The following is a 14,231-nucleotide window of genomic DNA, read 5'->3' on the forward strand; positions in this document are numbered from 1 at the left end:
TATCATACTGGTTGTCCCATAAAAAGTTCTAGTACCTTTCTACTATCAAACTCTCCCAATAGTTATTGTTAGCTCTCCACATAGAATAAGGTCTAGGATTTCCTTCATGCATTCCACTATCAAATATAACTATACCTCTACGAACTAATTCAAGCCAATTTTCGTAGGACATAGGTGCTCCAAAACAAATTTGATAATATGCTCCTGTATTATCAGTTTTACAAGTAAACCATCCATTTTGGTTAAATTTATCCTCTACTTTTCTTTTTAGAGATTCTTTTCTCCATTCAGCAAGAATAAGATTTTCAACTTTAAAATCTTGTGGTATTATATTGGATTTATTAGGTCTTCTATCTTCGTTATAATTATAAAGAGCAATAACATTACCATCAGGTGCTACTATTAATATTTGACCAAAGCGATTATATCCATGAATACAAGGACATGGTGAACCAGACCAAGAATACCTTCCAGTAACGTTTTGTCCAAAAATACTTAAGAAGATGTCCCTTTTTGCAACTGCAGTATTAGCAGAAAATATATGAGAAAATATATCATTTTTATAAACATAATAATCAGCCGACCAATCACCAAAGGTTATTTTTGAACTAGTTTCATTTTTAAGCTCATAGCCATATAAGTCCGGAGCATTATATCCATTTGCAGTTATTCCAAATTGTCTTTCTAGCCAATGCCCATACCTTCCATCATGTCTTTGATTTCTACCAGAAACATCTGGTGTTCTTCCCCTTACATTTGAGTTGAATAACTCTATAATCCTCTCTTTTGCATTCATAATTCTATTCCTCCTTTAAGTAAAACTTGATAAAATTTATTATAATACCATAAACTTCAAATGTACATTAATTTTTACAGCAATAAATCTACTTAGTGGTCTTGTGATTTAGTTACTCCCAAAATTTATTAACACATTTCACTTGATTATAATTTTTTCATATCAATCGAGTAGGAGGAAAACAATTATTTTGTTTTCCGACCTCTCACACCACCAGTACGTACCGTTCGGTATACGGCGGTTCATTAGAATTTAACGCTTCATTTGATATGTTTGTGTTAGACTAATAAATCCTAGAGATTCTATGTATTTATTATTTAAAGACTTGCTCAAAATCGGGCTGTTGGAGATTCTCCAATAGCCTTTTCTTGTATTTGCATATTCCCATGCTTTGTATTTATTGCTTCCTAGTTTAGCTAGATTTCTTTGTTTAGTGCTAATCTTCTTCCATTGTTTCCATATACAAGCTCTTAGTCTTCTTCTAATCCATTTGTCTAGTTCAACTAGCTTTCCGAGTGCGTTAGCAATTCCATAGTAATTAATCCACCCTCTTGTAATTTGATTTAATTTTAATAACCTGTATTCAATGCTAATTCCTTTATTTCTATTAGTACAGTATTTAACCTTTTCCTTAAATCTCTTTATGGATTTCTCATGGATTCTTATTTCTGCTCCGCTTCTCGAGAAGTAAAACGAAAATCCTAAAAACTTTCGTTTAGATACAAAGTCTACTGCACTTTTATCCTTATTTACTTTAAGTCTTAAATTATTTTCAATTATATTGGTCATAGATTTCATTACTCTAAGCCCTGCTCTTTTGCTTTTGACATATACATTATTATCGTCTGCATATCTGCAAAATTTGTGACCTCTCATTTCAAGCTCTTTATCCAATTCATCTAACATTATATTTGCTAATAATGGACTTAGCGGACCACCTTGCGGTGTTCCTTCTTCACTTCTTACTGAAACCCCATTAATGAGCATTCCGCTTTTGAGATATCTTCTTATTAACAATAACAATCTTTTGTCTTGCATCTTCTTTTAAGTTTACTCATAAGAATATCATGATTGACTTTATCAAAGAACTTCTCTAATCCATATCTACAACCCATCTATTTCCTTGATTTATATATTGTTTTGATTTCCTTATAGCATCCTGTGCTCCTCTACGAGGACGGAATCCGAAACTATTTTCAGAAAATAAAGGTTCATATATTTTAGATAATACTTGAGCAATTGCCTGTTGAATCAATCTATCTTGTACAGTTGGTATTCCTAGAAGTCTAACTCCGCCATCTGGTTTAGATATTTCTTTTCTCCTTACAGGTGACGGATTATATTTACCTTCTAGTAGCTTAGCCTTAATGGTTTCCCAGTGCTTCTTGATATGCTCACGAAGTTCATCGGTCTTCATTCCATCAACACCGTGACTACCTTTATTGCTAATTACTCTTTTAAGTGCTAGAAGCATATTATTCCTTTCTAGAACTTCTTCAAGTAATCTACTAGTATCAAATGTTTCATCGTTTACGCTTTCCCTATTTGGTAAAACCATAGAATTACTTGGCACCTTTGATTTACCTTGAAGTTCCACTTCTACTTCCATCACTTGGTCTCTATATTGAGTTTTCTGCTTTCTTTGTAATTTCTTTGATTTATCCAAAGTTGTAAACCTCCTAATGTTCAGTCCTTCATCCGCTATCGCGTTTAGCGGAGTTACTATGACTTCTGCTGACTTCTGATAAATTCAGTTATACATCGCTGTATAGGTTGTACTTAGAAATTTAATTCTGTTAGCACATATCTATCAGACCTCCCCAGGTAAGACCACGTACTTTCACCTCATCCATCTGCCACATTTACTCTTTCTGTTTCGGATAGTTATCGGGCTTTACTTTGTTTTGCAAGTTTACCCACAGAATTGAGCCTCAAATGTGATTCGTATACCTCAGACCAAGGCTTTGCCGCCGACTTCCTTCAGATTCCACCTCACGATGGACACCCTTGTCTTAAGCTAATGGTTGGCACTATCAGCCCCCATTACGGACTTTCACCGATTAGCACGTGCCCATGCTGGGCACACAAAAAAAACAAGTAAAGTTGCATTTGCACTTTACTTGCTAATAATTATACACTTAAATTATATATTCTGTTGCAAAAATAAGCTTTTGAAAATAGCTTCCAATACATTGACTACGATACTATTACCTGACTGTTTATATAAACTCGTATTACTAACCAACTGACTAGCCTTATAAAAATCTTCATCAGTACATCCCATTAATCTCCAAGTTTCAAGTGGCGTTAAACGTCTAACCATATATTTCCCTTCATCGTTTTTCTTGTCAGTCACTACTTGCCTTCTGTGCTTAGCTAAAAAATCCTTTAAGGTTACACCTTTCCAATAATTTGAATCCAAACAGTAACTAACTTCTTGTTTAATTTCAGTATCCATGACTTGCCCATTTGTTAGGTAAAATGACTCCCTTACATTTTCTTCTAAAATATCATATAAAAATTTTTCAAGATTAACAGGCTCTGGGAACTCAAAATCTATTTCATGATCAAGTATGCTAATACAAAAAACTCGCTCTCTATTCTGTGGAATTCCAAAATCACGAGCATTTAATATAGCCCATTTATTTTTATATCCTACAGACTCTAAATATTCTAAAAACTTTTCAAAATTTTCTTTATGATTTTTTCCCACTAAATTTTTCACATTTTCCATCATAAGATATTTAGGCTTTTTAGCTTCAATAATTTTGCAACATTCCCATAGTAATGAAGACCGAGTACCAGAATCTGCATTTAGTCCACTTTGAAATCCTGCAACAGATATATCTTGACAAGGAAATGAATATGTAAACAAATCAAAATCCGGAAGACTTGAAGGATCAATCCTTTGAATATCACCATAATTATGAATCAATTTATTTGCTAAGTACATTTCTTTCAATTTATCTTTTTTTAATTTTCTAGCCTTATTTTCAAAGGTTTTATAATCTAGTGGTACATTTATTCCCTCTAAATAGTTATATATTTCTTCTTGATCTGATGGGATCAATTCACCTATTTTTTCCTTTAAATTCAAAAATTCACTATGAATGGCTGCATATGATAATAATACGTCCCCTTCAATTTCTGATATACCTACTACTTCATGAGGTATATTCAAATTCCTCAAAGCCATTCTTTGACTACCATAACCTGCAAAGGCTTCAAACACTTTTAGCATATATTACTCCTTAACTCCAATTTTCTATATCAATCATATAAAATAAGTTCTATTAATCAATATTTTTTCATTTCATATTCAAGGCTTTCTCCTTCCAAAACATTATATTGAAAAATCATATAAAACTCAATGTATAATGATTCATTCAATGTATATAAATTCAATTTAGTTTTACACCATTTAACTATTAACACATGGAACTTCCTTTTTCATTAAATGTTATCCTTTCGCTACTTCACTATATCTTGAACTAAAACGTACAACTCCCTTTCCATGTCAAGGGACAATATGGATTTTTATTTACTCCATATTAAAACACATCTACATTTTATTTTAAATCAGGCACAATCCTTGTAAAATTTAGCTTCCCTCATATCGTGACTACTGAATCCGCATTATGAAGTCAGCGAATTCTTATTTCCGCGTAAAAGTTAGACCCACTAACCCCCAAAATTCCCCAAAACAACTTTGTGGAACATATAAAACACATTATGAAATTTTCTAAAAAAGCTCTAACCCCTTTGATATCAGCCTATTTACGTAATAGCTTAACAACTGTCTCAGCGTGTGGAGTATTGGTAAACATCTTGAATTTTTATTATATAATACTTAAGTTGAACTATAAGGTATGAATATCTCACATTCTTCATCTATATTTGCTATTTGTTGATTAAGCGATTCTTTACAGGTGTCTATATCGTAATATATTTTTAGCTTACTATTCATTCTTTCAGTTATACCTAGATATAGAATTTTTTTCAACTTATCAGATAATTTAATTTCCATTAGATTTCTACAATTTCTCAATCGTCTAAAATCAAGCTCTTCAATTAATATTCCTTGTCCTTTAGATAAGTCCAATTTTTCTATTTCAGTGTTGATAATATAAATATGGTTATTTGAATCTGCTATATAATCTATCCCCAAAAGCGTTGACTTTGCAATTTTCTTCTTTAAATTTTCATTATAATTAGGATCATTACTTAATAATGATTCTCTTACAAAAAAAAATTTCTTATCATTCTCTAATTCGAATATTTGGTAATCAGTGTTATAAATAGCTTCATTGACAAAGTAATCGTATATATTATTGTAATCTATTCCTGTATTTTCTACTAATTTCTTTTTTAAATAATTAGTTTTCATATCATTTGCTTTTTCACAACTTTCAATTACTTCTTTTGCAATCTCTTTAACTCTAGTTATAGTTAAATCTTGGAGTTCATTTTTTTGATGTTCTTTCACTTCACTAGCAATCCTATCAACTATTTGATTTTTTATTTCCTCACTATTACACATATGACACCTCCTAAATATTGTTCTATTGCTACTTATTATTTAAGAAACAAAACAATATATTTTAATTAATTTAAAAACAAAATAATTTATTATTTTTATTTTATACAAATATTGTTTTGTTTCTCTTATAATATATTTTTATCTTTATATTTTAAAAATTAAGCTCTCACTCTCTTTTGCTGATAAAATTTTAGTTCCAATGTTAAAGTCTACCTTAATTCTTGCATTTGTTACAACACCATACTCCCCCTCCTTTTCTTGAATATTTTTAATTATTCCATTACCAAAAGCTTTATGATAAATTTTATCTCCTATTTTTAAGCTACATATATATTCAGGGTTCTTTTCAATATATCTTTGCTTTATTAAAAATTCTTCTTCTTTATTTTGTAAACAAGCCTTCATAAATTCAGAAACCTTCATATTACTCTCAATCCAGTTTTTAAATTCTGGCTTGATATCATCATTATAATATGAGAAAGTCTGTGTATATTTTTTAGTTACACCCTCTCGTATTATTTCATCTATACAACTAAAACTCTTTGTTATATCATAAAATTCTTCAAATTCATATTTATATCTCCACCTCAAATCTGGTTGTCCAAATATTGATTTAATGTTATTTTTTTCTGGATTAATCAGTTCTATATTCTTGATGGTCCCAATCGCTACTCCTCTTATCCCTAATTTATCTTTTTCCAACAACATAATGAATTTTTTACACATTTTTGGCTTTTTTTCGCTTGCATAAGTCCTATTGGTAATCACTCCATCAAGATTATCAAAGTCTACTTTTAAAACTAACCATTCATTCATTCGAATTTAACCTCCCAAAATAATATATTTTTTAATTATCAGCCAAAGCTATTTGGTTACCAGCTATGCTTAAATTGATAATATCATATAATTATTATTGAGTCTATACGTTTTGTAAATTTTTTCTTAATTTCTTGCTCTAGAATAAAAACCCCGTTTAGGATTACTAATTATTCCTACATTTTTTAACGCTAATAAGGTAAATCTTACCTTTTTATGAAAACTATTTTCCCCTGTAATCTCACTCTTAACACTTATTACTTCTTCAGTAAGATTAAATCTTTCAATAACTGCTTGATATATCTCTTGTATATGAATGAGTTCTTCATTCTTTTCTGTCATTAAGCTTTCTATCAGTTTTGGTATGGCTTGCATTATATCAGCTTGAGATGGTATTATATCTTCTTTACTACTTAAATCTTTAAGTCCACCACTTTCTTTTTCTTTTGCTATTTCTTTTGCTATTAACTTTGTCACACTTTCACTTATATTTGATTGTATATTAAGCCATTCTGTTACCTCTTCATTATTATCTTGAATCGATATCTTTCTACTCATTTTCATTCCTCCAAATAACTTGCTATGCAAGAACTAGTATACTTTTATATTAATATAACTTTTCTTGTAATACAATATTAGATATATTAATTTTCTCACAAAAGCCTTTCTATCAAAAAATGCACACCCCTAATTCCAAAAACATTAGGGGTGTGCATATCCAACGTAAAATTCTATAAATCTAAGCTCAAAACTTAAAATTTTCCGCCACAGTTTGTCCTAATAAACACTGAAAGCCACTGAAATCAGTGGCTTTGCATTGTATTAAAATTCTAGTTCTTATTTGGTGGAGACGAGGGGTTTTATACTTAAATACAGATACTTCTATTATAAATATTTCGTCACCTTATTATATACACTGACGATCATATTATGCAATTATCTTTCTAATTCCTAAGTATTAGCTCTAATTTTAATTTTCCATTAACAGATTTAAATTTAATTTTGATACTTTTCCACCCAATTCTCCCCACAATACTCCTCTATCTGCTCAACAATTTTCTTCAAATAATTATTTAAGTTCTGATTATCCTCTAATGTATTAGCAAATCAAACATTAGCCTGCCCAAATCCATAAGACGGGCTATTTTTCTTACCTTTTCTTGGAACATACCATAATGTACGCCTATGTCTAATTCCACTTGGAAGTAAAACACAGTCTTGTGCTTTTGCCATTACATTATAATTTTGATAATATTCAGAATCCATTGCGACTGTTTCATAGTTTCTATATACAGTCGCATGCTTGTACCAACCAACTACTGAAGTAAAATCAACACAGTCATCTTTCGCACACCATATAACTAATACATAATCTACTGAATCTTCATCCTTATATAATTCACAGCCTTGAATTTTTTCAATATGCAATTGATTTCTATTTTCTCCGTTAGTTGTCTTAGTTTCAAAAATCCTAAACAATATTTAGTATCATCACCATCAAACGTCATTGTTTCAAAATTATAAGCTTCATGTGCATCATCATTATCTTTTACCCATGAACCTCCATTTTTAGGACGGTCTTTTTTAGTAACGCCCTTATAATAGTCCATCCATGCAATATTACAAAACAAAATTTTCATTATCAAAACATCCCTTTATTTAACACTCAAATCAATCTGTATCTCCCTAAAAACTTCCGACGAAATATTACTGACCTCAGGATCTATCTCAAATGTATCCCACTGTGGCGTTCCCCCTAAAATCAAATTAAACCACTTTTCTCTATCCTTAACTGTTTTATATATGCTTTCATCTATTGTATTTTTAATATAAGGATAATATACATCTAAAGTAACATCCTTATCTTCTTCCCTTAACTTCGCTGTAAGACTGTTTATTCTATCTATCCTTCCCACTCTTTGTTCTAAAGATGCTGGATTCCATTCTAGGTCATAATGAATTATTCTTTTACATTCAATTTGCAAATCTAGACCTTCTTGCAATGTTTTAATTGAAATTAATACTTGAGGATAGAATGGCGTATTAAATCCTGCTTTTAACTTTTCTTTTAAAACATCTCCTGTTCCTCCTATAACTATTCCTACTACATCACTGCTCTTTAATCCAAGCTTCATGTTTTCTCTTGTTGCTGTTGGAGCATTTAAGTAGTTATTTATAAATCTTTCATATGCCTTTTCCCAGTCTAATAAATCTCCTTTTTTAAAAGTTTTATTAACCCAAAAAGTCTCATCCTTATCTTTGTATTTTTCACTTATATTTTTAAGTTCAACAAAAAATCTCTTATCTTTTCTAAGAAAACTTATCATCGATGATACAAGTTCATCTCGTTCTGATGGATTTAGCTTATTTAAGTTTTCCCTATATCTTTCCCATATCCCCTTATAATTTAAAATATTATTTATTATTCTATCTGATATATTTCTTAGCTCTTCCTTGACTTCATCATCTTCAGAATCAATTTCATAATCATCTTGCTCTAAATTTAAGCCAAGTGATACATACTTAGAATTTAAAATATTTTCTACTGTTTGCTTTTGCTCTTCAGAAATTCTCTTTTTCCAATCCTTCAATTTATCTAATACTATTTTAAAAACCAAATGCTCTATTATCCTTTTAAGATACATATAGTTAGCCTTTACTCCAAAATTATACCTTGAATATAAATTAGATACTTCTTTATTTATCTCCCTTGCCTTTGGTAAAATAGTTTTCTTTTCTCCACATACTTCAATTATTGGAATAAGCACTGAATATATATAATTTTCCTGCAATAAAAACCATAAAGAATCTTGCTTGTTATAAAACCTTCTGCAATAATTGTCAAATCCTTTGAGATTACTTGGAAACAACTTATCAATATCACTTTCATAAGATTTATTTAGTCTATCTGATATTTTATCTTTAAGTGCTTTTGCTGTCTCAATTCTATTACAAAATATTAAAGTTTTCTCACCCTTTTTAAGACATTTAACCACATCACCCGATATATGATTAATCTTAGGATGCTTTATATTATTTATTTCCATATCTCTAAGCATCTTTAACGAAGGTAAATCTTTATCATAAATACTCGCTTTACTTGCTGTTTCAAAAGATGAAGTAAAGGATTGTTTAATATTAGTTATAAAAGTCCTGTCACCTCTATCTAATATTTCATATATTGCTTTTTCCATTAATGCAAATGGTAAATAAGCTTCCTTTGATAAAGGAATCCCTTCTTTTTCTTCTGAATCTAAAGCCCCTATAATTTCTTTTCTATATAAATCCTTTTTCTTTACATTCCTTACAATAATAGTTCTCATTACTTTTTCGAGTATATCCTTTTGCTCACATACAGATTTATAAACCTTGTAAGTTTCCTCTACGTCATAACTAATTTCATCTTGGCTATTTCCCAGTATTAGCTGTTCCAATAAAAGATTATCACCAGCACTCAAGTTCCTTACATACTCTTCAAATTGTTTTGTTAATTCCATATATTTTCTCATTTCTAAAAACAAGCTGTTTACTTTTTCTCTAAATTGTACAATTTCAACTTTAGTAGAATTTCCTTTTTCAAATAAAGACATTATAACTTTTAGTTCACCTTCATCTAGCTGAAAAGGTGTGGCTGTTAAAAAGATTGCTTTATTGAATTTTCCCTTTATTGAATGTTCTAACGCTTGCCTTTTAACTGCATACTCATTTTTTATTTTATGAGCTTCATCAAGAATAAATAAAGAAGATTTAGGGATAACAGAATTTATTGCCTTATATCTTAATTCTTTTATTTCACTCCATATGTAATCAATAGTATCCTTATCTATTATATTTTTACTTACATCAGCTTCATCTAACCTTTCATACCACGAATCTGGAATATTCTCATAAGCTATTCCCATGTCATAAAAATCCGAAGGATTCCTTACACTTTCATCTCCACCTAAGGCTTTAAGCACCTTTTCTCTTGTTTTTCCATGAAATCTTTTATGCCTAAACCAGCAAGATAAGAAAAAGCTTTTTTCATATACTCTTCCCATAGTTGAAAACACATTAACTGGAATCAATAATACCTTAGCTCCTTTTGCTTTTATAGCAATATCACTTATATAAGATGTTGAATTATCATTAATCTTTGCTATGTGCTCCTTCTTAAGAAATGTAATCCCTTTGTTTAAATTTACCTCTATAAAATTGCTTATATCCTCGTACCATTTATTATTTAATAGATGACTTGGTGTGACAATTATTACTGGTTTATTTCTATATTTAGAAAGATAATATACAGCTGTAGCAAATGCTATGTAAGTCTTTCCCATTCCAACATCATCACCTAATATGATTCCAGGAGTGTTTTTAAGCATTGAGATAATTGCAGAACAAGTTTTAGTTTGTAATTTACCTGATTCTTTATCAATTCTCTTTGATAAGTCAAAAAGCTCATCTAATTCTCTTATATCCATACCTTATCCCTCTAATCCATAACTTTTTATCATAAGCTGGTATTGTTTTTTTAATTGTCCTTTTGAATCTTTTACAATGGATTTAACTATTTTTTCTGCTTCTACTGTTAGGTCTATAAGGACTTTTTGCTTATATTCACTTTTCAGCCAATCTTCCTCAAATTCTAAATGCTTAACTATATGTAATATTTCAACCAAAAATAAAAATGTTTCTCCTTCACTTGAAGCGTTATTCTTATAATCTCTTATTATCATTGATAATAAATTCTTAATTCCAATTGGATTATTAATATAATTTATAAACGAACACTCTGAATAATATGGTTGCTCTAATCCATTTTTTAATGAAGCTAATGCCTTATAAAAACGTTGAAGATTTTGCCTAAAGTAAATATTAATTGATAAATTACTGTCTGATTTCATTTGGCTAATTAATTTTTTTATTCTTTCAAGTTCAATTAAACTCCTATATCTTCCTGCTAAGTAATCAATAATATCCTTCATATCAAATTCAAATTTTAACTTAAGATCCTCAGTAATAATTTCATCTTTATTGGGAATTAAAATTGGAACAAAGAAGCTGTATTCATTGCAAGCTATTTCTATATCCTGTGATTTTTCTAATGAAAAATTATTTATTATAAGCTCATCTTGCTTTTTTATAGCTTTAAAAATCACATGATCACTGTATTTTATTTCGCATGGCAAGATCATTTGCTCTTCTTTAAATTTAATAGTTAAATCCACACCATCAAAAACAGCACTTTCAACAAAATATGGTTTCTTATTTTCATCTATATCCTTTTCTATTACCTTAAGCTTTGAAACAGATACCTTACTGCAATCAGGAATAAAAAGCTTAGATTTAGTATAATTTAAAACACCAATTTCTATATTATTAAGTTTAGATATTTTAGACCTCATTGCATTATTTGTAAAATTAACTGAACCAGTTAAATAAAGATTATATCTATTATCAAATTCAGCCATTATAAGCTTACCATGCAGTGTTCTTGGAACTGCTTCTTCATCTTCTCTTTCCCATTCCTTAGGTACAACAAAAAAGTTTATATTTTTAAATTTATTATCTAATTCTTGAAAAATGCCAACTGGAGCATTAACCATATACTTATTTTCTAAATCATTAAAACTAGCCGGAAAACATATCTTAATTTTTATATCATGGTAAATCTCTATTAACTCATTAAAAAATGAAACTAAAAGACTGCCTTCCATAGCTTTTTCCCTATCATTTTCAAAGAATGGAGACATGATTGTTATAGACTTGCAAATTCCGCTGCACTTTCTTATTTCTTCAATAATTCTTGTAAATACATACTCTTTAGCACATGTTGATATTACTTTTGGGAAACCTTCAATACTATTAACTTGCTTTAAATATTTTATAATTTCATTAATAGCTTGAACATCATGAATATTATATTTTGTTTGCAGAAATGATAATATTTCATTTATATCATTTGACAATGTTGATTCTTTATCTAAATAAATATCGTAGTGCCACACAAGTTCAGCATTATAACAAAGACCTGATTTTGTAATATTAGCTGATGAAATTATAACTCTTAAAAATTCTTTATATAGAAGCAGGTAACATTTTGGATGGAATGTTTCAGTATCCACTACTATATGGTCATATAAAAAAGTTCTTCCCCCATTAAATTGATTTGCATCTGAAATTACAAGTATAGGCACTTCTTTTAATCTAAGTGCTATTTGATTTCTAAATCTTAATTCATTTTCATTAGGATCATCAATGATTCCTAAAAAAGCTGGAAGAATATGATGTTCAAATAATCCAGCATCAAATCCATAAGTCATAAGCATTGCTGCAATAGGTTTATTCCCACCATTATCTGCTAAATCAAAAAAATCAGTGTACTTCATCATTTGGTTCCCACCTCAAATCATTTATTAAAGTTATAATATTAGGTATTTTGTAACTATGAAGATAAGCTAATTTTTCAGTTTTTTTCGGATAATCATATCCTGTTAAAACAATTATCTTGTTTCCATCAATAGCGACCCAAGCTCCGCTTCTTCTCTTTTCCATAACTTTAATATGATATTTAATTAAATCCATTATAAAAGATTCATAATTTACATTTTCGCCTTTAGAATATTTAGATATAAAAATGTTAAAACTTCCTCCATGGTAACTTCCTGATACGCTGCTATAATTTTGTCTTGTAACAAGATTTCCAATATAGTTATTTTCAAAGATATCATCTAATATTTCTTTGGAAGCTTGTACACACTCATCTATAGTAATGCTGCCAAACTGCTCCTCTGCTGCTTTAATAATATTGCACCACAATCTATTGAATACAATAGCAAGTCTTTCAAATGCTAATATGGTTTTATATCCTTGAATAATGTAAGTTTCTTCATCAGTTTTTCCGTTAGAATTCGATATATCTTTAATGGTCTCCATAATATTAGAATTTTCATAATCATAGTTATGATAAATATAACTAACAGGTATAATAGATTTAGCATCATTTAATATATAATCTTTTAATAGACCCATTTCCTCTTCATGATATTCATCAAAATTTATAAACCCATCAAGACTAGCATGATATCCAAAGGATTTTACTGATCCTCTTCCTTCCTTCATAACTATACTTTGATCTCTTATAGCTTTTAAAACTAATTTGTCATATATAGCAGTATCAACAAAAGCCTTAGCTAACATCTCACCTTTATGAGTTAAATTTAATGATGCATCAACTAACAGAAGAGCCTCTAGACTAGTTCTGTAAGCACCTAACCCTCCAAGTTCCAATTGTCTTGATAAAAACTTGTATTCAAGTCCTAAGGTAGTTATATTCTTTTCATAAGATTTCAAAGCACCTCTTTTACCCCTAAAATCTCTTTCCTTCCCATCACGTTCAAAAAGATTTCCTTGATAATTTTCAACTACTGCTCTTGCCCAGTATTTTTCATATAATTTAAATACTTCTAATACATCTTTTTCATAGTAAGGTTTACCTTCTAGTTGTAAATATTTTTTTGAAATATATATTCCATAGCAAACCATGCTATAATATCTTGCCCTTGAAGTTCTTGTTGTGAAACTTGGTAAAACCACATTTCCAAGAATTTGCGCAAAATAATCAAACGCCAATGGATCTAATACGCTTGTCTCATCTTCCAATGGCCCATATTTCGTCCATGCTAAATTAAAAGCTTCCATTTTAATCCCCTCTTTACACCCATAATCTAAAATTTACACTAAAATAACTTCTAAGCTATTTTCTCCAAGATCCCAGCTTTTAACTGCATATTCACTGTATAAATTACCAGCATCTGCTTTTACAAATATTCTAACTTGATAATCCTTGTTTTTTTCGTAGAAACCTTTTGAATACTCAAAGTCATTTATACATAAATATGCAATATTATTTTTCCAATCTATTTTATTATGTAAAATACCAGTATCACTCTTTTGTTTTTCGTTAACAAATAACCTTAATTCTCCTTCAACAACTCTACACCATTGTCTATATCCTTTTGCCATAGCTATCTGCTCTTTTGTCAAATTACTTGCTATTTTTTTCATTTTGTTTCTCCTATCTTAACTCTTTTGTTT

At 29.5% G+C, this 14,231-nt stretch carries 11 protein-coding genes and 1 pseudogene; all 12 read right to left on the reverse strand.

Annotation, left to right across the window (positions count from 1 at the left end; translation table 11 throughout):
• Positions 1-28: 28 nt before the first annotated feature.
• On the reverse strand, positions 29-796 hold the full coding sequence (locus L3B96_RS08080) for an LlaMI family restriction endonuclease (RefSeq protein WP_238860143.1): 768 nt from the start codon (positions 794-796) through the stop codon (positions 29-31).
• Positions 797-1,048: 252 nt separating this feature from the next.
• Positions 1,049-2,462: pseudogene (gene ltrA, locus L3B96_RS08085) on the reverse strand (group II intron reverse transcriptase/maturase).
• Positions 2,463-2,939: 477 nt separating this feature from the next.
• Entirely contained in the window at positions 2,940-4,037 is a 1,098-nt protein-coding gene (locus L3B96_RS08090) for a DNA cytosine methyltransferase (protein ID WP_238860145.1), read from the reverse strand.
• Between the two features lie 609 nt (positions 4,038-4,646).
• The gene (locus L3B96_RS08095; RefSeq protein WP_238860147.1) at positions 4,647-5,336 is read right to left on the reverse strand and encodes a hypothetical protein; all 690 of its coding nucleotides are present in this window, start codon (positions 5,334-5,336) and stop codon (positions 4,647-4,649) included.
• Positions 5,337-5,480: 144 nt separating this feature from the next.
• Positions 5,481-6,152, reverse strand: coding sequence for a hypothetical protein (locus L3B96_RS08100; protein WP_238860149.1), 672 nt, complete (start codon positions 6,150-6,152; stop codon positions 5,481-5,483).
• A 126-nt stretch (positions 6,153-6,278) separates the two neighbouring features.
• Complete coding sequence (locus L3B96_RS08105; RefSeq protein ID WP_238860151.1) at positions 6,279-6,710, reverse strand: winged helix-turn-helix domain-containing protein; 432 nt, start codon at positions 6,708-6,710, stop codon at positions 6,279-6,281.
• Between the two features lie 549 nt (positions 6,711-7,259).
• The gene (locus tag L3B96_RS08110) at positions 7,260-7,580 is read right to left on the reverse strand and encodes a hypothetical protein (RefSeq protein WP_238860153.1); all 321 of its coding nucleotides are present in this window, start codon (positions 7,578-7,580) and stop codon (positions 7,260-7,262) included.
• Entirely contained in the window at positions 7,526-7,792 is a 267-nt protein-coding gene (locus L3B96_RS08115) for a hypothetical protein (protein WP_238860155.1), read from the reverse strand. The genes L3B96_RS08110 and L3B96_RS08115 overlap by 55 nt, the downstream gene beginning before the upstream one ends.
• Positions 7,793-7,807: 15 nt before the next feature.
• The gene (locus tag L3B96_RS08120) at positions 7,808-10,615 is read right to left on the reverse strand and encodes an SNF2-related protein (RefSeq protein WP_238860157.1); all 2,808 of its coding nucleotides are present in this window, start codon (positions 10,613-10,615) and stop codon (positions 7,808-7,810) included.
• A 3-nt stretch (positions 10,616-10,618) separates the two neighbouring features.
• Positions 10,619-12,526 carry a hypothetical protein gene (locus L3B96_RS08125; RefSeq protein WP_238860158.1) on the reverse strand — a complete coding sequence of 636 codons (1,908 nt, stop codon included), beginning with the start codon at positions 12,524-12,526 and terminating at the stop codon, positions 10,619-10,621.
• Entirely contained in the window at positions 12,510-13,835 is a 1,326-nt protein-coding gene (locus tag L3B96_RS08130) for a hypothetical protein (protein ID WP_238860160.1), read from the reverse strand. The genes L3B96_RS08125 and L3B96_RS08130 overlap by 17 nt, the downstream gene beginning before the upstream one ends.
• A gap of 33 nt (positions 13,836-13,868) precedes the next feature.
• On the reverse strand, positions 13,869-14,201 hold the full coding sequence (locus tag L3B96_RS08135) for a hypothetical protein (protein ID WP_238860162.1): 333 nt from the start codon (positions 14,199-14,201) through the stop codon (positions 13,869-13,871).
• Positions 14,202-14,231: the final 30 nt, after the last annotated feature.

It is taken from the genome of Clostridium sp. YIM B02569, assembly GCF_022320765.1.
GTDB classification, from domain to species: Bacteria; Bacillota; Clostridia; order Clostridiales; family Clostridiaceae; genus Clostridium; species Clostridium beijerinckii.

What these genes read in the sequence shown, in the direction of transcription:
- L3B96_RS08125 (WP_238860158.1), bottom strand. Translation starts at nt 12,526, where the DNA reads ATGATGAAGTACACTGATTTTTTTGATTTAGCAGATAATGGTGGGAAT.
- L3B96_RS08115 (WP_238860155.1), bottom strand. Translation starts at nt 7,792, where the DNA reads ATGAAAATTTTGTTTTGTAATATTGCATGGATGGACTATTATAAGGGC.
- L3B96_RS08080 (WP_238860143.1), bottom strand. Translation starts at nt 796, where the DNA reads ATGAATGCAAAAGAGAGGATTATAGAGTTATTCAACTCAAATGTAAGG.
- L3B96_RS08090 (WP_238860145.1), bottom strand. Translation starts at nt 4,037, where the DNA reads ATGCTAAAAGTGTTTGAAGCCTTTGCAGGTTATGGTAGTCAAAGAATG.
- L3B96_RS08135 (WP_238860162.1), bottom strand. Translation starts at nt 14,201, where the DNA reads ATGAAAAAAATAGCAAGTAATTTGACAAAAGAGCAGATAGCTATGGCA.
- L3B96_RS08130 (WP_238860160.1), bottom strand. Translation starts at nt 13,835, where the DNA reads ATGGAAGCTTTTAATTTAGCATGGACGAAATATGGGCCATTGGAAGAT.
- L3B96_RS08100 (WP_238860149.1), bottom strand. Translation starts at nt 6,152, where the DNA reads ATGAATGAATGGTTAGTTTTAAAAGTAGACTTTGATAATCTTGATGGA.
- L3B96_RS08105 (WP_238860151.1), bottom strand. Translation starts at nt 6,710, where the DNA reads ATGAGTAGAAAGATATCGATTCAAGATAATAATGAAGAGGTAACAGAA.
- L3B96_RS08095 (WP_238860147.1), bottom strand. Translation starts at nt 5,336, where the DNA reads ATGTGTAATAGTGAGGAAATAAAAAATCAAATAGTTGATAGGATTGCT.
- L3B96_RS08120 (WP_238860157.1), bottom strand. Translation starts at nt 10,615, where the DNA reads ATGGATATAAGAGAATTAGATGAGCTTTTTGACTTATCAAAGAGAATT.